Origin of the sequence: Brenneria sp. L3-3C-1, from assembly GCF_016456245.1 — a bacterium.
Classification (GTDB): Bacteria; Pseudomonadota; Gammaproteobacteria; order Enterobacterales; family Enterobacteriaceae; genus Brenneria.
Genome location: NZ_JAEMHF010000006.1, coordinates 129,136 through 151,134, shown reverse-complemented (window position 1 = coordinate 151,134; position 21,999 = coordinate 129,136). Strand labels below are relative to the sequence as shown.

At 53.3% G+C, this 21,999-nt stretch carries 17 protein-coding genes, 2 pseudogenes and 1 riboswitch; of the genes and pseudogenes, 12 read left to right on the top strand and 7 right to left on the bottom strand.

The genetic code is table 11. The annotated features are described in order from the left end of the window. Positions 1–19: 19 nt before the first annotated feature. The 6 genes from def to JG725_RS13415 form a co-directional block, all read right to left on the bottom strand. Positions 20–541: a peptide deformylase gene (def, locus tag JG725_RS13440; protein WP_172290729.1), complete on the bottom strand. Its 522-nt coding sequence runs from the start codon at positions 539–541 to the stop codon at positions 20–22. Further along, positions 528–1,781 (bottom strand): DUF2075 domain-containing protein, encoded by a 1,254-nt coding sequence (locus tag JG725_RS13435; protein WP_199378429.1) that lies wholly within the window; start codon positions 1,779–1,781, stop codon positions 528–530. Before JG725_RS13435 ends, def begins: the two co-directional genes overlap by 14 nt. 98 nt (positions 1,782–1,879) lie before the next feature. Then, a complete protein-coding gene (gene cra, locus JG725_RS13430; RefSeq protein ID WP_172290731.1) occupies positions 1,880–2,884 on the bottom strand; it encodes a catabolite repressor/activator in 1,005 nt (334 codons plus the stop codon). Between the two features lie 263 nt (positions 2,885–3,147). Continuing rightward, positions 3,148–3,639 (bottom strand): acetolactate synthase small subunit, encoded by a 492-nt coding sequence (gene ilvN, locus JG725_RS13425; RefSeq protein ID WP_172290856.1) that lies wholly within the window; start codon positions 3,637–3,639, stop codon positions 3,148–3,150. A 2-nt stretch (positions 3,640–3,641) separates the two neighbouring features. Further along, positions 3,642–5,360: an acetolactate synthase 3 large subunit gene (gene ilvI, locus JG725_RS13420; protein ID WP_199378427.1), complete on the bottom strand. Its 1,719-nt coding sequence runs from the start codon at positions 5,358–5,360 to the stop codon at positions 3,642–3,644. A gap of 268 nt (positions 5,361–5,628) precedes the next feature. Next, positions 5,629–7,434, bottom strand: coding sequence for a long-chain fatty acid--CoA ligase (locus JG725_RS13415; RefSeq protein ID WP_199378493.1), 1,806 nt, complete (start codon positions 7,432–7,434; stop codon positions 5,629–5,631). A gap of 402 nt (positions 7,435–7,836) precedes the next feature. Here JG725_RS13415 and leuA point away from each other — a divergent pair, with 402 nt between their 5' ends. From leuA to JG725_RS13370, 8 genes and pseudogenes are all read left to right on the top strand, one after another. Then, positions 7,837–9,417 carry a 2-isopropylmalate synthase gene (gene leuA, locus JG725_RS13405; protein WP_172290734.1) on the top strand — a complete coding sequence of 527 codons (1,581 nt, stop codon included), beginning with the start codon at positions 7,837–7,839 and terminating at the stop codon, positions 9,415–9,417. Next, on the top strand, positions 9,417–10,508 hold the full coding sequence (gene leuB / locus JG725_RS13400) for a 3-isopropylmalate dehydrogenase (RefSeq protein ID WP_172290735.1): 1,092 nt from the start codon (positions 9,417–9,419) through the stop codon (positions 10,506–10,508). The genes leuA and leuB overlap by 1 nt, the downstream gene beginning before the upstream one ends. Before the next feature lie 2 nt (positions 10,509–10,510). Next, on the top strand, positions 10,511–11,911 hold the full coding sequence (leuC, locus tag JG725_RS13395) for a 3-isopropylmalate dehydratase large subunit (RefSeq protein WP_172290736.1): 1,401 nt from the start codon (positions 10,511–10,513) through the stop codon (positions 11,909–11,911). A gap of 13 nt (positions 11,912–11,924) precedes the next feature. Then, complete coding sequence (gene leuD, locus JG725_RS13390) at positions 11,925–12,527, top strand: 3-isopropylmalate dehydratase small subunit (RefSeq protein WP_199378425.1); 603 nt, start codon at positions 11,925–11,927, stop codon at positions 12,525–12,527. 501 nt (positions 12,528–13,028) lie between these two features. Beyond that, positions 13,029–13,988 carry a sugar-binding transcriptional regulator gene (locus JG725_RS13385; RefSeq protein WP_199378423.1) on the top strand — a complete coding sequence of 320 codons (960 nt, stop codon included), beginning with the start codon at positions 13,029–13,031 and terminating at the stop codon, positions 13,986–13,988. Positions 13,989–14,083: 95 nt separating this feature from the next. After that, positions 14,084–14,692 (top strand): annotated as a pseudogene (locus JG725_RS13380) (sorbitol-6-phosphate dehydrogenase subunit); the annotation flags it as partial. Continuing rightward, a pseudogene (locus JG725_RS13375) lies at positions 14,670–15,401 on the top strand (zinc-binding dehydrogenase); the annotation flags it as partial. The pseudogenes JG725_RS13380 and JG725_RS13375, both read left to right, overlap by 23 nt. Before the next feature lie 65 nt (positions 15,402–15,466). Then, a complete protein-coding gene (locus JG725_RS13370; RefSeq protein WP_172290741.1) occupies positions 15,467–16,300 on the top strand; it encodes a shikimate 5-dehydrogenase in 834 nt (277 codons plus the stop codon). Between the two features lie 240 nt (positions 16,301–16,540). On the opposite strand, the gene sgrT is transcribed toward JG725_RS13370, so the two are convergent. Then, positions 16,541–16,705 (bottom strand): glucose uptake inhibitor SgrT, encoded by a 165-nt coding sequence (gene sgrT / locus JG725_RS13365; RefSeq protein ID WP_199378419.1) that lies wholly within the window; start codon positions 16,703–16,705, stop codon positions 16,541–16,543. Between the two features lie 90 nt (positions 16,706–16,795). Here sgrT and sgrR point away from each other — a divergent pair, with 90 nt between their 5' ends. From sgrR to thiQ, 4 genes are all read left to right on the top strand, one after another. Further along, the gene (sgrR, locus tag JG725_RS13360) at positions 16,796–18,454 is read left to right on the top strand and encodes an HTH-type transcriptional regulator SgrR (RefSeq protein WP_199378417.1); all 1,659 of its coding nucleotides are present in this window, start codon (positions 16,796–16,798) and stop codon (positions 18,452–18,454) included. A 37-nt stretch (positions 18,455–18,491) separates the two neighbouring features. Then, positions 18,492–18,600: riboswitch (TPP riboswitch) on the top strand. An 80-nt stretch (positions 18,601–18,680) separates the two neighbouring features. After that, a complete protein-coding gene (gene thiB / locus JG725_RS13355; RefSeq protein WP_172290858.1) occupies positions 18,681–19,667 on the top strand; it encodes a thiamine ABC transporter substrate binding subunit in 987 nt (328 codons plus the stop codon). Further along, a complete protein-coding gene (thiP, locus tag JG725_RS13350; RefSeq protein WP_199378414.1) occupies positions 19,643–21,253 on the top strand; it encodes a thiamine/thiamine pyrophosphate ABC transporter permease ThiP in 1,611 nt (536 codons plus the stop codon). The genes thiB and thiP overlap by 25 nt, the downstream gene beginning before the upstream one ends. Further along, positions 21,237–21,884 (top strand): thiamine ABC transporter ATP-binding protein ThiQ, encoded by a 648-nt coding sequence (gene thiQ / locus JG725_RS13345; protein ID WP_172290745.1) that lies wholly within the window; start codon positions 21,237–21,239, stop codon positions 21,882–21,884. Before thiP ends, thiQ begins: the two co-directional genes overlap by 17 nt. Positions 21,885–21,999: the final 115 nt, after the last annotated feature.

The following is a 21,999-nucleotide window of genomic DNA, read 5'->3' as shown; positions in this document are numbered from 1 at the left end:
CGTTACCCTCGGATATATATCACTCTCGGGATAGGGTTTTCCGGCGCAATTTGGCAAGCTGCGTCATGAGGCGACCACGCTTCAGGCCGGACAGATTATCGATAAGCGATCGCCCATCCAAATGATCGATTTCGTGCTGTAGGCACACGGCCAACTCACCGCCCGCTTCAATTTCCTGCTTCGCGCCATCCAGATCGAAAAAGGAGACCGTCACCCGTTTTGCCCGCTCCGCCGGCATTGGGTGGTCAGGAATAGAAGAACACAGTTCCAGATGCGCCGTTTTCTCTTCTGAATATTGAGTTATTTGCGGGTTAATCAACGCCAGACGCTGGCGTTTTCCCTGTTCGTCGGCCATATCGATCGCCACAATACGCTGCGGAATGCCAAGCTGGATCGCGGCAAGCCCCGAGTCTTTCATCGCATCAATCACGGCAAACATACGCGCCACCACCGCTTTAACGTTATCATCAATGGTTTCGACGTCGCGGGAAACCTGATTCATCCGCCGATCGTCGATCCATAGCACATCAGTTGCGTCCATTATTCTCTCCGTTAATACCTGTCTTTTGCTGTAGCGACATAAGCTTTGTGCGCAGCTTTTCATCATGCGCGTAGAGGTAGAGACCATAAATGGCCCGAGTCATCAGCACATTGATGGCGTTAAGCATAATGCGCTCTTTCACCTCATCAACGTTATCCACCTGCGCTTGCCCCTGAAAGGCCGCGCTGTCTTCATATTCAGCAGGATTGAGGGCAATCTCCCCGCGGCGATCATCCCACGTCACCGACGGCCCCAGAATCAGGCCGACATAGTTCAGGTCAAATCCCTGAACGGTGTACACCGAACCAACTTCATCTATCGTGTCTGCGCGCTCCGCCCAGGGCAATCGCTCGGTGGGTTTCGAGCGATCCCAGCGCAGGCGGAATTTCCCCTCTTCAATAAAATAATCCTGCCCGTCCAGCCGATAGGGATAGTCATAGGTTGACAGCATTCGCGCCAGACCGCCGGATGCGTTTTTATCTTTTATTACTTCATACATAGCCTGCGCATCATCAAATATCCTGATGTCGAAAGCCTGTTCCCTGCCGGAGGTATTGGTTGATGGCAAAGGCAGCAGCCTGCGCTGACAAAAACAACGGATCCAGTGTTGCGTTGCCGCATCGGCCCGCATTCTGAACTGATGGCGCAGCACGTGGACCTCATGCGGCCAGCGGGCCATGATGCGCGACAGATCGCTTTCACGCCACAGGCTCTTGAATTTCAACACCTGCTGTTCATCAAAAACCAATACCACGATACGGGCCAGGCGAATAATCTCATCCAGATGATTATCCTGAAAAAAATGATTATACCTATCGCGCCGGGTCAGCAGCAGATGCGCTTCGTCAACCAGAACGATATCGGCCCTTGAACCGCGTTTATCCATTCGGTTGATAAAGGTGGTTGGCCGCTCATAATCTTTTTTTCTCAGGCCGGGCTGGTTATCCGTCGCATTTTTATAGGCTTTAAGCATTTCGGGATGGTTGACGAGCAAATAGTTTTCGCTGCCATAAAGAGGATGCTGCGGCCGCAGGCGGGCACGGGTTTGCAGGTCGCAAAATAGGTTATTCAATAAAACGCTTTTGCCGGTTCCGGCTTCGCCGTGGATAACAAAGAAAGCATGGGTATCCTGTGCGTGCGCGTTCAGGAAGTCCTCGACGCTGCGCTTTAAAATATGCTGTTCATGCGAAAGGTTTTTTTCTGGCGATAGTTTGAAGCTGGCCTGATTAATGTCTGACATGTTAACTGACTGATTTATTAAGAATTCAGATTCTGCATCTTTTCAATTGCAAGCAGGCGCCATACATTGCGGTCATATGGCGCAATAAAAGCGAGAAGTTAACGCCGACTGAGCGAACCCCGGCGATAAAGGTTACGGCGAATACGGTTAAGCCCCGGTTTCGGCCTGTTGGGTTCATCCAGACTCGCCAGCACCAGTTCCAGCACCCGTTCAGCCACCTCACGATGGCGCTGAGCGACAGACAAAACCGGGCATTCCAGGAAATCCAGCAGCTCATTATCGCCAAAGGTGGCAATCGCCAGATTACTCGGCAGCCGCCCGCTCTGCTTCAGCGTGACATCCATTACGCCCTGTAAAAGGGAGAAAGAGGTGGTGAATAGCGCTTTGGGCATAGGATGGTGCTTAAGATACTCGGCAAATACCCCTGCCGCCGCTACACGCTCATAGCTATTGGCATACAGATAATGCACTTCCCGCGGATCGCCGGCCCAGGCCTGACGAAACCCCTGTTCACGCAGGAAACTGACGGAAAGTTCCGGCAACGCGCCCAGATAAAGAATGGATTCCGCCGGCACTTTTCGGAGTTCTTGCGCCAGCATTTCAGCATCTTCAAGATCGGCGCCCACCACGCTGGTGAAGTGTTCACGATCCAACGCCCGATCCAGAGCGATAATAGGCAAGCCATCTCTCGCCCAACGCTGATAAAACGGGTGCTCAGGCGGTAATGCCGTTGATACGATGATCGCATCGACCTGACGCTGCAACAGATGTTCGATGCAGCGCATTTCGTTGTCCGGTTGATCTTCAGAACAGGCAATCAGCAGTTGATATCCGCGTTGCCGCGCCTGACGCTCCAGATAATTGGCAATCCGCGTGTAGCTGGTATTTTCCAAATCGGGAATAACCAAGCCAATAGAGCGCGTGCGTCCGGCACGTAATCCAGCGGCGACGGCATTGGGATGATAATTGTGCTCCCTGACCACGGCCATGACTTTCTCAACGGTCTTATCGCTGACGCGATACTGCTTGGCTTTGCCGTTGATCACATAGCTGGCGGTAGTGCGTGAAACACCCGCAAGACGCGCGATTTCATCCAGTTTCACGATAACCCCTTAGTAAGCCGGATAAATAAAAAAGAGCGATGTCCATAAACTCGTCATGGATATCGACTAGATCTAACAGCAGAAGCGACTGAACGGCAACCGCTTTTATCACATACTCGTCATACTTCAAGTTACAGATGCATTGGCCGCTCTCATTGCCGCAACTCGAATGATTGAGAGTATACATAGGTTATAGACGGAAAAATTAAGAGGCCCGACGTTATTATCGGGCCTCTTAAACCAAAAATCAGCGAAAAATACCCTTAACGCATGATCTTATCACCGCGGGATACGCCGACGATCCCGGAACGCGCCACTTCCACAATCTCCGCCACTTCACGCACGGCGTTAAGAAACGCATCCAGTTTATCGCTGGTTCCGGCCAACTGAACGGTGTAAAGCGAGGCGGTGACATCCACAATCTGGCCGCGGAAAATCTCAGCGCAACGTTTGACCTCTTCACGGCCATAGCCCGTCGCCTGTAGTTTCACCAGCATGATTTCGCGCTCGACGTGAGACCCCTGCCCCAGTTCGCTGACGCGCAACACATCCACCAGCTTATGCAGTTGCTTCTCAATCTGCTCCAGCACTTTTTCGTCGCCGACGGTTTGAATGGTCATCCGCGACAGCGTCGGATCGTCAGTGGGGGCGACCGTCAAACTTTCAATGTTGTAGCCCCGTTGCGAGAACAGGCCGACGACACGCGACAATGCGCCTGATTCATTTTCAAGTAATACCGATAAAATCCGCCGCATGATCAGGTTCTCTCCGTTTTGCTTAGCCACATTTCGTCCATCCCGCCGCCACGGATCTGCATGGGGTAAACATGCTCGCTGCTGTCAATGTTGACATCCACGAACACCAGTCGGTTTTTCTGCGCCAGCGCCTGCGCCAGCTTGCTTTCCAGTTCATCGGGGGTATCAATGGAAATGCCGACATGCCCGTAAGCCTCCGCCAGCTTGACGAAATCAGGCAGCGATTCCATATAGGAACTGGAATGGCGACCGGAATAAATCATGTCCTGCCACTGTTTGACCATGCCGAGGAAACGGTTATTCAGGTTAACCACCACGATGGGCAGGTTGTATTGCAACGCCGTAGAAAGCTCTTGAATATTCATCTGAATACTGCCGTCGCCCGTCACGCAAATCACGGTCTCTTCCGGCAACGCCAGCTTAATCCCCAGCGCGGCGGGCAGGCCGAATCCCATGGTGCCCAGGCCGCCGGAGTTGACCCAGCGGCGCGGTAAATCAAAAGGATAATAAAGCGCGGCAAACATCTGATGCTGACCGACGTCCGATGCGACATAAGCATTACCGCCAGTCAACTGATACAGCGTTTCGATTACCGCCTGCGGCTTGATCTTGTCGCCGTCCGTGCTGTATTTCAGGCATTGACGGGAGCGCCATTGTTCGATGTTCTGCCACCAGTCGCGCAACGCATCAAACTGTTGCGGCGCGCCATCCTGCGCCAGTAGCTCCAGCATCAGGGTTAATACCTGTTTGGCGTCGCCCACGATCGGAATATCGGCATTCACGGTTTTGGAGATCGAAGCCGGATCGATATCAATGTGCAATACGGTGGCGTCAGGGCAGTATTTCGCCAGATTATTGGTGGTGCGATCGTCAAAACGCACGCCGACGGCGAAAATCACATCGGCATTATGCATCGCCATATTGGCTTCATACGTACCATGCATGCCGAGCATTCCCAACGATTGACGATGCGCTCCCGGAAAGCCGCCCAATCCCATCAGTGAACTGGCTACCGGCAGATTGAGCTTTTCCGCCAGCGCCAGCAGTTGCTGATGACAACCTGAATTGATCACGCCGCCGCCGCTGTAGATAATCGGTTTTTCCGCCGCCAGCAGCGTTTGCAACGCGCGCCGAATCTGCCCTTTGTGTCCCTGTACCGTCGGGTTATAGGAACGCATGCTGACATGATCGGGGTAAGCATAAGGCAGTTTGTTGACGGGGTTCATCACATCTTTCGGTAAATCCACCACCACCGGGCCGGGACGGCCGCTGGATGCCAGATAAAAGGCTTTTTTCAGTATCGTCGGAACATCTTCCGCCTGTTTGACCAGAAAGCTGTGCTTGACGATGGGCCGGGAAATTCCCACCATGTCGCATTCCTGAAAGGCATCATAACCAATCAGCGATGTCGCAACCTGACCGGAGAGCACCACCATCGGAATCGAGTCCATATAAGCGGTGGCGATACCGGTAATGGCGTTGGTCGCGCCGGGGCCGGAGGTCACCAGCACCACGCCGACCTCGCCGGTCGCGCGCGCATAGCCATCGGCCATATGTACGGCGCCTTGCTCATGACGCACCAAAATATGTTCAATACCGCCAACCGTATGCAAGGCATCGTAAATATCCAGCACCGCACCGCCGGGATAACCGAATACATGTTTTACGCCCTGATCGATTAACGATCGGACCACCATCTCGGCGCCTGACAACATCTCCATGGGTTTGCCTCTTAATACAACAGGGTTTGAAATATAACCAATCAACATAACGTGAGATTATGACTCAGGCAAACGACAAAAAACCACCATGCCATACGGTTATCATGGGGAATACATCGTAGGTGGAACCAGAACCAAGATAAAACACCAAAAAGTGGCCTTTGCGCCTGAAGTATCTTCCACAAAAGCCATAAATTACGGCGCGAAATCTTGAGACTAAAAACCAACGCGCATCCTCAGACAAAACCATTTCCCGCCACGGACGCCATCATGAGTCAGAATACATGGCATCAATTTCCAACTGATAACGCTGATGAATCACCTTACGACGCAGCTTCAATGTTGGGGTCAACTCCCCTTCTTCCATCGAAAACGGCGCTGACAGCAAAGTGAACTTTTTCACCTGTTCAACGCGGGATAGCTCTTTTTGCATTTCGCGCAGGCGCTGTTCAAACATCTCGATAATATGGCTGTGACGCAGCAGTTCCAGACGATCGTGATATTTCAAATTAGCGGAGCGGGCGTACTCTTCCAGCGCGTCAAAACAGGGAACGATCAGCGCCGACACGTATTTGCGCGCATCGGCAATCACCGCTACCTGCTCAATAAACCGATCCTGTCCCAGCGTGCCTTCCAGATGTTGCGGCGCGATGTATTTCCCGCCAGAGGTTTTCATCAGATCTTTCAGCCGCTCGGTAATAAACAAATTGCCCTGGGCATCCAACTCCCCGGCATCGCCGGTTTTTAGCCAGCCATCAGCGGTAAACGCTTCAGCCGTTTCCTGCGGACGATGGAAGTAACCGCGCATCACCGTCGCGCCACGCACCTGAATTTCATTATCCGCGCCGATCCGCACGTCAATTTCCGGTAAGGGCGTGCCAATCGAGCCAAGCCGGAAATTCTCTTCTTCCCAGCAGGACACCGTGGCGCAGGTTTCGGTCATGCCGTAACCATAGACAATGCGGATCCCCATCGACTGGAAAAACAGGATAATATTGTCATCCAGCCGGGCGCCGGCGGCGGGCAGGAATCTGACCTGTCCGCCCAGGAGCTGGCGCAATTTATCCAGCACCAGACGGTCGGCATAGCGGTGCATAAGGCGACGCAACGCGCCAGATCGCTTACCGGCGCGGCGCAGCAGAAAAACCCGTTGCCCCTGCGCGATAGCCCAGTGAAATAACCGCTGGCGATACCAGGGCGCCTGAGCCACTTTTTCATGAATGGCGCTGTAAACTTTTTCATAGAAACGCGGAACGGCGCACATCGTGGTCGGTTTCACCGCCTGCATGGCCGCGCGCACCAGATTGGTATCGTTGAGATACACATTCTGCGCCCCGCTGTGCATGATGAAAAAGCTCCAGGCACGTTCAAACACGTGTGACAACGGCAAAAAGCACAGCGACGAGTCCGTCGCCGATACGCTCAAGCGCTCATCGTGCAGCTTAAGCTGCATCGCCATATTGGCGTAATCCAGCATGACCCCTTTAGGTTCACCCGTTGTGCCCGAGGTATAAATCAGCGTAAACAGATCGTTGAGATCGCGGCTGTCGATACGGCTTTGCAGCACATCCTGCCAGAACGCGTCTACCGCCTGAGTTTCAAACTCATGCAGCGTCACGGCAATATCACAACCGCGCAAATCCACGCCGTCATCCATAACAATGATATTGCGTAATTGAGGACAGGTTTCCCGTAATGCCAGCAGCGCGTCAAACTGCGCCTGGCCGCCGACAAAAATAGTGCGAATATCGGCATCATTAATAATAAATGCGGCCTGCGCCGGCGTGTTGGTCGCATAGATCGGGACGCTGATCGCACGCAGGTGCAACATCGCCAGATCGGCCAGCGACCAGTTCATCGAATTATGAGCGAAAATGGCGGCGCGCTCCTGCACATCCAGTCCCTGCGCCAACAGACCGCAGGCGATTCGCCGAATACGCCTGCCCGCCTGAGACCAGGTAAGCCGCTTTTCGCCGTCCGGCGTCCACTCTCGCAACGCTGCGCGGCCCGAACAACCTTCAACCTGCTGCTGTATCCGGTGTACTACATGGTATTGCTGTAAATGATTATTCATTTGCAAAAGACGACTCACAGAGAAAGTTAACCCGCGGGCTTCAGCGTACAGCTGTATATTATTTTGGCCGCAGTCTACTGATATGATAGGAAACCGCAACACTCTTTCTGAGCCAGGCAATGGCCGTTGATGGTTTAATTGACGCCAGTCACACTGAAATCAAGGGTTGACATAACCCTGCTAATCAAGTACCAATAGAGAAAGCAAATCAATTTCAGATGACGAGATATCATGTTCAACTTCTCTTTCCTACTAGGCCTACTACTAAACGCATCTACATTGCGCGGTAGGCTGGTGGACAGAATTCAGAACTGATTCGCACCATCCAAAAAAACCCGCGCCAATGCGCGGGTTTTTTTTTACTCGCCGGGCGCTAAGTAAATACGATAAGGAATCAAGCCGATGAGCCAGCAAGTTATTATTTTCGATACCACATTACGTGACGGTGAACAGGCTTTGCAGGCCAGTCTGAGTGTGAAAGAGAAACTTCAGATTGCACAAGCCCTGGAAAGAATGGGTGTTGACGTAATGGAAGTTGGCTTTCCGGTGTCCTCGCCCGGTGATTTTGAATCCGTACAGACCATTGCCCGCCAAATTAAAAATAGTCGCGTTTGCGGTCTGGCCCGCTGTGTGGACAAAGATATTGACGTCGCCGCCGAAGCATTGCGCGTCGCCGAGGCGTTCCGCATCCACGTATTTCTGGCGACCTCTACGCTGCATATTGAATCCAAACTGCGCCTGTCTTTTGAGCAGGTGGTGGAGAAAGCGATTCATTCCGTAAAACGCGCCCGCAATTATACTGACGACGTTGAATTCTCATGTGAAGACGCCGGCCGCACGCCCATTGATAATCTGTGCCGCATTGTTGAAGCGGCGATTGATGCCGGCGCGCGCACCATCAACATTCCAGACACCGTTGGCTACACCACTCCGGTTCAGTTCGGCGGCATCATCTCTACCCTGTACGACCGGGTGCCCAACATCGATAAAGCCATTATCTCCGTACACTGCCACGACGATTTGGGCATGGCCGTCGGTAACTCCATTGCCGCGGTTCAAGCCGGCGCGCGTCAGGTTGAAGGAACGCTGAACGGTATCGGCGAACGTGCCGGCAACTGTTCGCTGGAAGAAGTGATCATGGCGATCAAAACCCGTCCGGATATCCTGAAGGTACACACCAATATCAACCATCAGGAAATTTACCGCACCAGCCAACTGGTCAGCCAGATTTGCAACATGCCGATCCCGGCCAACAAGGCGATCGTCGGCTCAAACGCTTTCGCCCACTCTTCCGGCATCCACCAGGACGGCGTACTGAAAAACCGCCAGAATTATGAGATCATGACGCCGGAATCCATCGGTCTGAAAGAAGTCCAGTTGAACCTGACCTCCCGCTCCGGCCGCGCGGCCGTGAAGCACCGTATGGAAGAGATGGGGTATCAGGATAGCGACTATAATCTGGATAACCTGTACACCGCCTTCCTGAAGCTGGCCGACAAAAAAGGTCAGGTCTTCGATTATGATTTGGAAGCGTTGGCCTTTATCAACAATAAGCAAGAAGAGGCCGATTTCTATCGTCTGGACTATTTCAGCGTACAGTCCGGTTCCAGCGTCATGGCGACCGCCTCGGTCAAACTGGTCTGCGGCGATGAAACCCAGTCTGAAGCCGCTACCGGCAATGGCCCGGTTGACGCAGTTTATCAGGCCATTAACCGCATTACCGGCTACCAGATTTCGCTGGTCAAATATCAACTGACCGCCAAAGGGCAAGGCAGAGATGCGCTGGGTCAGGTTGATATCGTGGCGGATTATCAGGGCCGCCGTTTCCACGGCATCGGTCTGGCGACGGATATCGTCGAATCGTCCGCCCAGGCGATGGTAAATGTCCTGAACAACATCAAACGCGCTCAGCAGGTAGAAAAAGAAATTCAGCGTCTGCAACAGCACAACAGTAAACAACAAAATAGTCAGGAAACAGTGTGATGACAAAGAGTTACCATATCGCCGTCTTACCCGGAGACGGTATTGGCCCGGAAGTAATGGCACAGGCTCACAAAGTATTGGAAGCGGTGCGTCAACGCTTCGGCCTGCGGATCACCACCAGCGAATACGATGTGGGCGGCATAGCAATCGACCGTCAGGGTACGCCGCTGCCGCCGGCAACCGTTGCCGGATGCGAGCAGGCTGACGCGATCCTGTTCGGCTCCGTGGGTGGTCCGAAATGGGTAAACCTGCCCCCGGACGAACAACCGGAACGCGGCGCCTTACTGCCGCTGCGTAAACATTTCCGCCTGTTCAGCAACCTGCGTCCGGCGCGTCTGTATCAGGGTCTGGAAGCATTCTGCCCGCTGCGCAGCGATATCGCCGCCAAAGGCTTCGATATTCTGTGCGTTCGTGAGCTGACCGGCGGTATCTATTTCGGTCAGCCGAAAGGCCGTGAAGGCAGCGGTCAATATGAACGTGCATTCGATACCGAGGTTTATCACCGTTTTGAGATTGAACGCATTGCGCATATCGCGTTTGAATCAGCGCGCAAACGTCGCGGCGTCGTCACCTCTATTGATAAGGCCAACGTTCTGCAAAGCTCCATCCTGTGGCGTGAAATCGTCAGTGAAGTCGCCCAAGCATACCCGGACGTGAAGCTGTCTCACCTGTACATCGACAACGCCACCATGCAGTTGATTAAAGATCCCTCCCAGTTTGATGTCATGCTGTGCTCCAACCTGTTCGGCGACATTCTGTCCGACGAATGCGCCATGATCACCGGCTCGATGGGGATGCTGCCGTCCGCCAGCCTGAACGAACAGGGGTTTGGCCTGTATGAACCGGCAGGCGGTTCCGCACCGGATATCGCCGGCAAAAACATCGCCAACCCGATTGCCCAGATCTTATCGCTGGCGCTGCTGTTACGTTACAGTTTGGGCGCCGATGACGCGGCGGACGCCATTGAAAAAGCGGTGAACACCGCATTGGCCGAAGGCTATCGCACCTCGGATCTGGCCAGTGAAGGCAGCGCCGTCGGTACGGATGAGATGGGCGATATTATTGCCCGGTTTGTAGCGCAAGGGGCATAACCATGAGTAAGACGTTATATCAAAAATTGTTCGATGCGCACGTCGTTTATGAAGCGCCGAATGAAACGCCTCTGCTGTACATCGATCGCCACCTGGTGCATGAAGTGACCTCTCCTCAGGCTTTTGACGGCCTGCGGGCGAAAGGACGTCAGGTTCGTCAGCCGGGTAAAACGTTCGCCACCATGGATCACAACGTTTCCACTCAGACCAAAGATATTAATGCCTGTGGCGACATGGCGCGTATTCAGATGCAGGAGCTGATCAAGAACTGTGCTGAATTCGGCGTACAGCTGTATGACCTGAACCACCCGTTTCAGGGCATCGTCCATGTTATCGGCCCCGAACAGGGCATGACGCTGCCGGGCATGACCATCGTCTGCGGCGATTCCCACACCGCGACGCACGGCGCGTTCGGCTCGCTGGCTTTTGGTATCGGCACATCGGAAGTCGAACATGTTCTGGCGACGCAAACCCTGAAACAGGGCCGCGCCAAAACCATGAAGATCGAAGTGACCGGCGACGCCGCGCCGGGCATTACCGCCAAAGATATCGTGCTGGCGATTATCGGTAAAACCGGCAGCGCGGGCGGCACCGGACACGTGGTTGAATTCTGTGGCAAAGCCATTCGGGCCTTAAGTATGGAAGGCCGCATGACGCTGTGCAACATGGCGATTGAAATGGGCGCCAAAGCCGGACTGGTCGCGCCGGATGAAACCACATTCAGTTACCTAAAAGGCCGCCAGTTCGCTCCGAAAGGCGCCGACTGGGACGCCGGCGTCGCTTACTGGAGCACGCTGAAGTCCGACGACGATGCCCGCTTCGATAGCGTCGTCACGCTGGACGCCGCCGATATTGCGCCGCAGGTAACCTGGGGCACCAATCCCGGTCAGGTGATTGCCGTTAATCAAGTTATTCCGTCACCGGAATCCTTCAGCGATCCGGTCGAACGCGCTTCGGCCGCCAAGGCGCTGGCGTATATGGATTTGCAACCCGGCATCAAACTGACCGACGTGGCGATCGATAAAGTGTTCATCGGTTCCTGCACCAACTCGCGGATTGAAGATTTGCGGGCGGCGGCCGAGGTTGCCAAAGGACGCAAGGTCGCCAGCGGCGTACAGGCCATCGTGGTGCCAGGTTCCGGTCCGGTCAAAACCATGGCCGAGCTGGAAGGGCTGGATAAGGTATTTATCGAAGCCGGCTTTGAATGGCGCTTACCCGGCTGTTCCATGTGCCTGGCGATGAACAACGACCGTCTGAATCCCGGCGAACGCTGCGCGTCCACCAGCAACCGTAATTTTGAAGGCCGTCAGGGCCGTGCCGGGCGCACGCATCTGGTCAGTCCGGCAATGGCCGCCGCCGCCGCCGTCACCGGCCGTTTTGCCGATATTCGCGAGTTGAATTAAGAGAGAAACCGACATGACTAAATTTATCCAACATACCGGTCTAGTGGTTCCTCTGGATGCCGCTAACGTTGATACCGACGCGATTATTCCCAAGCAGTTTCTGCAAAAGGTGACGCGTACCGGTTTCGGTCAGCACCTGTTCAACGACTGGCGTTTTCTGGACGAGTCCGGTCAGCAGCCCAACCCTGATTTTGTGCTGAATAAGCCTCGCTATAAGGGCGCCAGCATCCTGCTGGCACGGGAAAACTTCGGCTGTGGTTCTTCACGCGAACATGCGCCGTGGGCGCTGACCGATTACGGTTTCAAAGTGGTGATTGCACCGAGCTTTGCCGATATTTTTTACGGTAACTCGTTCAACAACCAATTGCTGCCCGTTACGCTCAGCGAAACGGATATTGATACGTTGTTTAAGCTGGTCGACAGTCAGGAAGGCATCACTTTCACGGTCGATCTGGGAAACCAGACCGTGCTGGCAGGCGATATCAGCTATCCGTTTGAAATCGACAGCTTCCGCCGTCACTGCATGATCAACGGGCTGGACAGCATCGGTCTGACGTTGCAGCACGAAGCATCCATTGCCGATTACGAAAAGAATCAACCCTCGTTTCTGCGTTAATCGCCCGGTTATATGCCGATAACACGTTAAGTGCGCTATCGGTGTGATACAACATCACCAAAACCCAGCGTTTTTTTACAAAAACGTTGGGTTTTTTAATTGGCATTATTCCTGGCGTTTAAGTTTGGAGTGATACAGGTATCACCAAGTCGTTATCAAATTCGGCTTCATCTACTCCCTACACCATTTATTCTTTTTTGCACAAATGTGCAATCCTTCTATTTATGTACAAATATAAAACTGTGACATGCTGCTGATTTCCGCTCACTCGTGCAAAATAAATCGGATATAACAAAAGTAAGTTCTATCAAGGATATAGCCTTTAATGCACAACTGTGCATTATTTTATGCTTAAAAAACGCAACTAAACGATGATTAACACCAATAAACGCACGATTATTACCGGGCCGCATTTTGACAAGGGTACATGAAAATGATTATATCAGGCCAGGACTAGATTAATCTCATTTGCACATTTGTGCAGGAACACTGGGGTAATAAATGACTAATAACGATGAACTGCGTTTACTTATCAAAGTTGCCCAGATGTATTATGAGCAAGATCTGACACAATCACAGATCGCTAAATCACTCGGTATTTATCGCACTACCATTAGTCGGATGCTGAAAAAAATCCGCCAGCAGGGCATCGTAACCATTGCCATTAATTACCAGTTCAATGAAACCTTGCTATTGGAACAGCAGTTAAAAAAACGTTTCGAGCTAAAAGAAGCCATCATCTCCCCACTCAATGCCGAGTCGCCGATGCAGGAGCAACTCGACAGCATGGGTTCGCTATGCGCCAACTTCCTCAATAGCATTATTGAAGACCGCGATGTGATTGGTTTCTCCTGGGGCAGTGCGTTATCGGCCGTCGTAGAACAAATGGCCGAAGGCTGCGGCAAAAAAAACGTCACCTGCGTGCCGATGGTCGGTGGCCCTTCCGGCAAACTGGAAAGCCGTTACCACGTCAATACCATCGTTTACACCGCGGCAAGCAAGATGCACGCGGAATCAAAACTTATTGATTTCCCAGCCATCCTTGAACAAAAAATGATTCGCGACGGGATTATGGAATCACAGCATTACCTTTCTATTTCAGAATATTGGAACAAGTTGGACATTGCCGTTTTTGGCATCGGCTCACCCAACATTAGCGGACACTCTGTCTGGCGAGCCTTTTATGGTAACGATGTCATTGAACACTTTAATACCGCACTGGTCGCAGGGGATATTTGCTCCCGCTTTTATGACGCGACCGGAAACAGCGTAGAAACGTATTTTTCCGAAAAAACCATTAATATTACGCTGGATAAAATTAAACGCGCCAATTATGCCATTGGCGTAGCACATTCTTATGAGAAGCTGTCCGGTATTATCGGCGCCATTAACGGCGGCTATATTAATTGTCTGGTGACGACCAAGGATACTGCGGAAAAATTGCTGGCGATGACCCCATAGCCTAATAACAGGAAAATACGTTTAAAAAAATGGTTATCCACCATTTACGGCCTCCCCTTGCCCAAAAACAGCCAACCAACAATGAGGAGAAAAATATGCAGGACTGGTTAAATATCAAAAATAAAGTGATCGTCGTTACCGGGGGCGCATCCGGTATCGGCAAAGCGATTGTGGAAGAATTGCTGGCAAATGGCGCACAGGTGCAATTGGCTGACATCAATGCCGTTGAAGGAGAATTACCGCACCACTCGAAATTGCAGTTTATCAAAACCGATATTACCGATCGTTATAGCGTCGCCGCTATGGTCAATCATACGCTGGAAACCCATGGACGTATTGATGCGCTAGTGAATAATACCGGTATAAATCTACCACGACTGCTGGTCGATCCCGCGCAGGAAGACGGCCATTATGAACTCAATGACGACGCCTTCGAGAAGATGGTCAACGTCAACCAGAAAGGCGTGTATCTGATGTCGCAAGCGGTGGCGAGAATCATGGTGAAACAGAGCCGCGGCGTCATCGTCAATATCTCGTCGGAAAGCGGACTGGAAGGATCCGAAGGCCAGAGTTGCTACGCAGCAACTAAAGCCGCCATGTACAGCTTTACCCGATCCTGGGCTAAAGAGCTGGGTAAGCACGGTATTCGTGTGGTCGGTGTCGCACCGGGCATTCTGGAAAAAACCGGGAGGAAATCTGCTGATTCTGGGGGGCACAGGGCCAATGGGACTGCTGGCGATCGACTATGCGCTGCACGGCCCGATCCAGCCACGGCGTCTGGTGGTAACCGATCGTCATGAAGAAAAAATCCGTTATGCCGAACATCTGTATCCCGCCGATAATGATACACAGGTGAACTACATTAACGTGAAAACCTTAACGGACCAGCGCAGTTATCTGCTTGGCTTGACCGAGGGCGCAGGCTATGACGATATCTTCGTCTTCGTGCCGTCTGAAGAATTGGTCACCCTCGCCTCCTCACTGCTGGCGCCGGACGGCTGTATGAATTTCTTCGCCGGGCCGCAGGACAAATCATTCAGCGCGCCCATTAACTTTTACGATATGCACTACGCCTTTACCCATTATGTCGGCACATCCGGCGGCAATACCGAAGATATGCGTACCGCGGTGCGACTGATTGAGGACAAAAAGATCGATGTCAGCAAAGTTGTTTCTCATATACTTGGTCTGAATGCTGCGGCAGAAACCACACTGAACCTTCCACAAATCATTGGCGGAAAAAAGATGGTCTATACCGGGAAATCGCTTCCGTTGCTTAGCCTGGGTACGTTAACGCAGGAACCACAGGAAACGGAATTTACCCGCAAGTTGCAAAGGTTGCTGCGTGAAAATAACGGCCTGTGGTCAAAGGCCGCGGAAGATTTTGTGCTTAATCAGGCACCGGCCATCTGAATCCGCTGCTATTGGGCGTAGGCTGAAAGACGTAGATTCCTGTAAATGTACTAAGGATAATCCTCATGGGTCATGAAATTAACAAAGATACTCAACTGTGCATGTCATTGTCGGGACGTCCCGGCAATTTCGGTACCCGTTTCCATAACTACCTGTATCAAGAACTGGGCCTGAATTTTATCTACAAGGCCTTTACCACCAAGGATATACAGGCGGCGGTAGGCGGCGTGCGAGCATTAGGGATCCGCGGTTGCGCCGTTTCCATGCCGTTCAAAGAGATTTGTATCCCTTTTTTAGACCAGTTGGATACCTCCGCCGCAGTTATTGAATCGGTAAACACCATCGTCAATGACGACGGTTTCCTTCGAGCCTACAACACCGACTATATCGCCATCGCAAAACTATTGGATCAATACCAGGTGTCGCCAGCGACAACCTTTGCTCTACGCGGCAGCGGCGGCATGGCAAAGGCGGTCACCGCGGCGCTGCACGATGCGGGATTCAAAAATGGATATCTCATTGCCCGTAACGAGGCTTCAGGCAAAGCGCTGGCGTCACAGTATGGTTATACATGGCAACCCGAGGTGGGTGATTTACCCGCGGAGATGATAATAAACGTGACGCCTATCGGTATGGCAGGGGGCGCTGAATCCGAACAGTTGGCGTTTGAACCCGCCATCATTGATGCTGCGAAAATCGTGTTCGACGTGGTGGCTTTGCCAGCGGAAACCCCTTTGATCCGTTACGGACGGCAAAAAGGCAAGCAGGTGATTACCGGTGCGGAAGTGATCGTGCTACAGGCGCTGGAACAGTTTGTATTATACACCGGCGTACGTCCAACCGACGATCAGCTCACCCGAGCCGCAGCCTATGCGCGTGGGGAAGACGTTATCAAGTAGGGCGGCGGGATTGCTGTCGATTCCGCCATAACTTCGTTGGTTTGGCGCTACCGTTGCGTAATACCCCGCATCAAGACAAGTTAAGCAACTGTAGCGGTTGCTTAACGACAGCAGCGAATTGGACGCGTATTGCCGCTGACGGAGTTTTATTGAATAAGCATAAAAAAAGCCAGCGGAAAGTTTCGCTGGCTGGTGAAATGCACCATTACTCAGAATTTTTCAGTTGTCCGTGCCGTGCCGCTATATCCAGTGACGGTATTCCTCTTCAGACATTTCCGCTATTTGCCACTGGGTCGCCTGTTGCAATAACGCTATCCGCTGCTGAGCAGACATCCAACGCAGCCATTTCGCCTGACACGTCGAGAGATAGACCTGATAAAACCGATACAATGTTGAGATTGTCATAAGTCACCTCCACGCTTTCATTATGGGAAAGTATCGACGTAATATAGGGAAAGATAAATTGATGACTTTAGCGTGTGGAGTTCCTCTTTTATGTCTTCCAATCGTCTGCAACAGCAGTTCATCCGCCTATGGCAACGCTTTCAGGGACAGACAACAGAAACGACGCTACAAGAACTGGCGGGCGTATTAAGTTGCTCACGTCGCCATATCCGCTCACTGCTGGGCGCCATGCAGCAGCAGGGCTGGCTTATCTGGCAGGCGGAAGCGGGGCGCGGAAAACGATCGCTGCTCACCTTTATCTACACCGGGCTGGCGCTGCAACAGCAGCGGGCTGAAGACTTGCTGGAGCAGGATCGCATCGATCAACTGGTACAACTGGTGGGTGATAAAGAAACCGTGCGCCAAATGCTGCTGGCGCATCTGGGCCGCAGTTTCCGGCAAGGGAAACATATTCTGCGTATTCTTTATTATCGTCCGCTGCGTAATCTGTTGCCGGGTTCAGCCCTCCGGCGCTCGGAAATGCACATTGCCCGGCAAATTTTCAGCGGACTGACTAATATAAATGAGGAAAATGGGGAACTAAAACCCGATTTGGCGCATCACTGGCAAAGGCTGGAACCGCTGCGCTGGCGATTCTATTTACGCCCTTCCATTCGTTTTCACCACGGGCGGGAACTGACGATGGACGATGTCATCAGTTCGCTTACCCGGCTGACCACCATGCCATTGTTTGCCCATATCGAAAAAGTCACCTCGCCAATGCCTTTTGTGATTGATGTGCAACTGAGCAGCGCCGATTATTGGCTACCGTGGCTGCTTGGCAGCGTGCCGGCCATGATCCTGCCGCAGGAATGGCAAACCCTCCCCGATTTTGCCAGACGCCCCATCGGCACCGGCCCATACGCGGTGGTGTACAATAACAACAGTCAACTGAAGATAAGCGCCTTTGACGACTATTTCGGTTACCGGGCGCTGATTGATGAAGTCAATATCTGGGTACTCCCCGATGCCTCAGATGAGGTGCCGGTCTCGGTACAGCTCCAGTCGGATGACTCCGCCTATGACAAGCAGGAAAGCCGAATGGAAGAAGGCTGCTATTTTCTGCTGTTTGATCAGCGTTCTCCGCTCGCCGCTAAACCGGAAATTCGCCGCTGGCTCTGGCAAATCCTCAATCCTATCGCCTTGCTCAGCCGTGCCGGTACCCCTCATCAGCGAGACTGGTCACCCGCCTACAGCCTGCTGCCGCGCTGGCATCACCATCAGCAGGGCGAGCCGTTGCCGATGCCCCCGGGACTTAGGCAAATCACGCTGACGTTTTATCAGGAGCACCCCGAATACCAGATATTGAGTGACATCATGTCCAGACTGCTGGCGGAGCATGGCGTGAAACTGCATGTTCAAACCGTCAGCTACGAGTCTTGGTATCAGGGCGACGCCGAGAGCGATATCTGGCTCAGTAGCGCCAACTGCTACTTGCCGTTGGAGTTTTCGCTGTTCGCCATGCTGTACGAACTGCCGCTGCTGCAACACTGCCTGAGCGAAGATCTGCATTATGATGCTAGCCTGTGGCGCAGCAAAGCGCTGCCAATGGCGGAGTGGTGCGAAAAACTGGTCAGCAGCGGTCAGATGCACCCACTGCTGCATCATTGGCTGCAACTTCAGGGACAACGCAGTATGCGAGGTGTCCGCATGAACACTCTCGGCTGGTTTGACTTCAAATCCGCCTGGTTCGCGCCGCCGGAAAACTGAGAACCTTTCGCTACCCGCCGGAACGCTCTACAATAGGCCGTTCTCAACGGGGTGCGGAAAACGTTTGACGCGTTTTTTCGCTGAGAAAACACCCGTCGAACCTGATCCGGCTAATACCGGCGAAGGGATTTGAGAGTGTTCTCCGCTGACTCAAAGTCCTTTGCCACCCCATGATCCTCAGGAGTGCAAAGTGTTAAATACGTCATTATTAAAACATTCAGCCGCCATGCTGAAAAAAATCCTGCCTTGCCTGCTATTGGTGTCAATACCGGCGTTCGCCAAACCGGCACTTACGATCTATACCTACGACTCTTTCGCCTCTGAATGGGGACCCGGCCCGGTGATCAAAACCGCTTTTGAGAAAGAGTGTGAATGCGAACTGAACTTTGTGGCGCTGGAAGATGGCGCGTCATTGCTGAACCGCCTGCGTATGGAAGGGAAAAACAGCAAAGCGGATATCATTCTGGGGCTGGATAATAACCTGTTGCAGGCGGCGGAACAGACCGGGCTATTTACCCAACATCATATCGACACCACCGCGGCGGTAAATGTCCCCGGCGGCTGGAGCAATACGACGTTTGTTCCCTATGACTACGGCTATTTCGCATTTGTTTACAACCGGGAAAAGCTGAAGAATCCCCCCAAAAGCCTGCACGAACTGATCGACAGCACTGAGCCGTGGAAAGTGATCTATCAGGATCCGCGCACCAGTACCCCGGGCCTGGGTCTGCTGCTGTGGATGCAGCAAGTGTACGGCGAGCAGGCGCCCCAGGCGTGGCAGAAACTGGCGAAAAAAACCGTTACCGTCACGAAAGGCTGGAGTGAAGCCTATGGTTTGTTCCTGAAAGGCGAGGCCGATTTGGTGCTGAGCTACACCACCTCGCCGGCCTATCACCTCATTGAAGAGAAAAACGACCACTACGCCGCCGCAAACTTCAGCGAAGGGCATTACCTGCAAGTTGAGGTCGCCGGGCAACTTGCCGCCAGCAAAAACCCAGAACTGGCAAAACGTTTTATGCAGTTTATCCTGACCCCGACGTTCCAGCAGGCAATCCCCACCACCAACTGGATGTATCCGGTGATCAAGACCGATCTGCCGGCGGGCTTCGCCGCCCTTGCCGTACCGGAGAAAGCATTGCAATACAGCGCGCAACAGGTTGCAGAACAGCGGAATAACTGGATCCAGGCATGGCAACGCGCAGTCAGCCGCTGACTGCCGGAAGTCTGTGGCCGGGATTGCTGGCCACCGCGCTGTTAATTTCGGTGGCCGCGCTGGCTTTCGGCGCGCTGTGGCTACAGGCGCCGGAGAACCAGTGGCAAGCCTTATGGCATGACAGCTACCTGTGGCATGTCATCCATTTTACGTTTTGGCAGGCGTTTTTGTCCGCCCTGCTGTCTACCTTGCCGGCGATCTTCCTCGCCCGAGCTCTTTATCGCCGCCGTTTCCCCGGCCATCGCTGGCTATTGCGGCTATGTGCCATGACGCTGGTATTACCGGTGCTGGTGGCGGTTTTCGGCCTGCTGAGCGTGTATGGGAGACAGGGCTGGCTGGCCGCATTACTGGGTTTTCTCGGCCTTCCCTATCCCTTTTCTCCCTACGGCTTGCAGGGCATATTGCTGGCGCATATTTTTTTCAACCTGCCGCTGGCGACCCGCCTGCTGCTACAGTCGCTGGAAGGCATTGCGACGGAACAGCGCCAGTTGGCCGCCCAGTTGGGCATGAACGGCTGGCAGTCTTTTCGGATTGTCGAATGGCCCTGGCTACGCCGACAAATTCCGCCGACGGCGGCCCTGATTTTTATGCTGTGCTTTGCCAGCTTCGCCACCGTTCTATCCCTCGGCGGCGGCCCGCAGGCCACCACCATCGAGCTGGCGATTTATCAGGCCTTAAGCTTTGATTACGATCCGTCGCGCGCCGCGCTGCTGGCGCTGATCCAGATGATTTGCTGCCTGGGGCTGGTTCTGTTGAGCCAGCGGCTGGGACGTATCTTGCCGGTGGGCAGCACCCGGCAGTTGGCGTGGCGTAATCCGCAGGACAGCCTGTTCAGCCGGGTATGCGACAGCCTACTGATTGGCGCGGCGCTGTTATTGATCGTGCCGCCGCTGCTGGCCGTGGTCATAGACGGCGTCAACCGCTCGCTGTTCACCGTATTGCAGCAGCCCACGCTATGGAAAACGCTGTTCACTTCGTTACGTATTGCGTTGGCCGCCGGCGTTATCTGCATCATCCTGACCATGATGCTGTTATGGAGCAGCCGGGAACTGAAGTTGCGCCAGAAGCCGCTATACGGTCAGTTGATGAATCTGAGCGGCATGCTGATCCTCGCCATGCCCGGTATCGTGCTGGCAACCGGTTTTTTCCTGTTGCTCAACAATACCGTGGGATTACCTGAATCTCCTTATGGACTGGTGGTGATGACCAACGCGCTGATGGCGATCCCCTATGCGATCAAGGTACTGGAGAACCCAATGATTGATATCGCGGAACGGTATAATCAACTCTGCCTGTCGCTGGATATCCGGGGTTGGCGGCGGTTGAAAATTATTGAGTTACCCGCGTTGAAACAGCCATTGGCTCAGGCGTTGGCATTTGCCAGCGTGCTTTCTATCGGTGATTTTGGCGTGATTGCCTTGTTCGGCAATGAGCAGTTCCGCACCTTGCCTTTTTATCTTTATCAGCAGATTGGCGCCTATCGCAGCGCCGATGGCGCCGTTACCGCACTGTTACTGATGTTGCTGTGCTTCACCCTGTTCACTCTGATTGAAAAACTGGCGGATCGTGATGATCTTTCTCGATAAACTGACCTACCTCTACCAGCAGATGCCGATGTGCTTCGACCTCAACGCCCAGCCCGGCGAACGCATTGCCATCCTTGGCCCCAGCGGAGCGGGAAAAAGCACGCTGCTGAACCTGATCGCCGGTTTTTTGCCGGCCGACAGTGGGAAATTGCGGCTGAACGGAGAAGATCATCGCCACACGTCGCCGTCAAAACGTCCGGTTTCCATTCTGTTTCAGGAAAATAATCTGTTTCCGCACCTGAGCATTGAGAAAAATATTGCGCTGGGGCTAAACCCCGGCCTGCGCCTTAATGCCGAACAGCGTGAAACGTTGAGACTGATTGCCGCACAGGTTGGATTAACCGAACTGCTCAGCCGCCTGCCGTCGCAGGTTTCAGGCGGCCAGCGCCAGCGTGCGGCGCTGGCCCGCTGCCTGGTTCGCCACCAGCCCATCCTGCTGCTGGACGAACCGTTCTCCGCGCTCGATCCCGCGTTACGACTGGAAATGCTGCAACTTGTGGAAAAAGTCTGCGATGAACGTCGGATCACGCTGCTGATGGTGTCGCATAATCTGGATGATGCGGAATACATCGCCAACAGGGTCATTACCGTGAACGACGGGCGTATTAGCGACAACCGCGCGCTCAGCTAATCCGTCCGGACATGACGATACCGCCGTCGGCCACGGTATTCAAATAGGGAAAACGCTGGGAAGATGATAGAAGACACGCTATTTTTTGACGTGGCCTAATGCGCCTTTACACCAT

Excerpts from the sequence above, each read along its gene's own strand:
- def (WP_172290729.1), bottom strand. The coding sequence starts at position 541 with ATGGACGCAACTGATGTGCTATGGATCGACGATCGGCGGATGAATCAG.
- JG725_RS13435 (WP_199378429.1), bottom strand. The coding sequence starts at position 1,781 with ATGTCAGACATTAATCAGGCCAGCTTCAAACTATCGCCAGAAAAAAAC.
- ilvN (WP_172290856.1), bottom strand. The coding sequence starts at position 3,639 with ATGCGGCGGATTTTATCGGTATTACTTGAAAATGAATCAGGCGCATTG.
- ilvI (WP_199378427.1), bottom strand. The coding sequence starts at position 5,360 with ATGGAGATGTTGTCAGGCGCCGAGATGGTGGTCCGATCGTTAATCGAT.
- JG725_RS13415 (WP_199378493.1), bottom strand. The coding sequence starts at position 7,434 with ATGAATAATCATTTACAGCAATACCATGTAGTACACCGGATACAGCAG.
- leuA (WP_172290734.1), top strand. The coding sequence starts at position 7,837 with ATGAGCCAGCAAGTTATTATTTTCGATACCACATTACGTGACGGTGAA.
- leuB (WP_172290735.1), top strand. The coding sequence starts at position 9,417 with ATGACAAAGAGTTACCATATCGCCGTCTTACCCGGAGACGGTATTGGC.
- leuC (WP_172290736.1), top strand. The coding sequence starts at position 10,511 with ATGAGTAAGACGTTATATCAAAAATTGTTCGATGCGCACGTCGTTTAT.
- leuD (WP_199378425.1), top strand. The coding sequence starts at position 11,925 with ATGACTAAATTTATCCAACATACCGGTCTAGTGGTTCCTCTGGATGCC.
- JG725_RS13385 (WP_199378423.1), top strand. The coding sequence starts at position 13,029 with ATGACTAATAACGATGAACTGCGTTTACTTATCAAAGTTGCCCAGATG.
- JG725_RS13370 (WP_172290741.1), top strand. The coding sequence starts at position 15,467 with ATGGGTCATGAAATTAACAAAGATACTCAACTGTGCATGTCATTGTCG.
- sgrT (WP_199378419.1), bottom strand. The coding sequence starts at position 16,705 with ATGACAATCTCAACATTGTATCGGTTTTATCAGGTCTATCTCTCGACG.
- sgrR (WP_199378417.1), top strand. The coding sequence starts at position 16,796 with ATGTCTTCCAATCGTCTGCAACAGCAGTTCATCCGCCTATGGCAACGC.
- thiB (WP_172290858.1), top strand. The coding sequence starts at position 18,681 with ATGCTGAAAAAAATCCTGCCTTGCCTGCTATTGGTGTCAATACCGGCG.
- thiP (WP_199378414.1), top strand. The coding sequence starts at position 19,643 with ATGGCAACGCGCAGTCAGCCGCTGACTGCCGGAAGTCTGTGGCCGGGA.
- thiQ (WP_172290745.1), top strand. The coding sequence starts at position 21,237 with ATGATCTTTCTCGATAAACTGACCTACCTCTACCAGCAGATGCCGATG.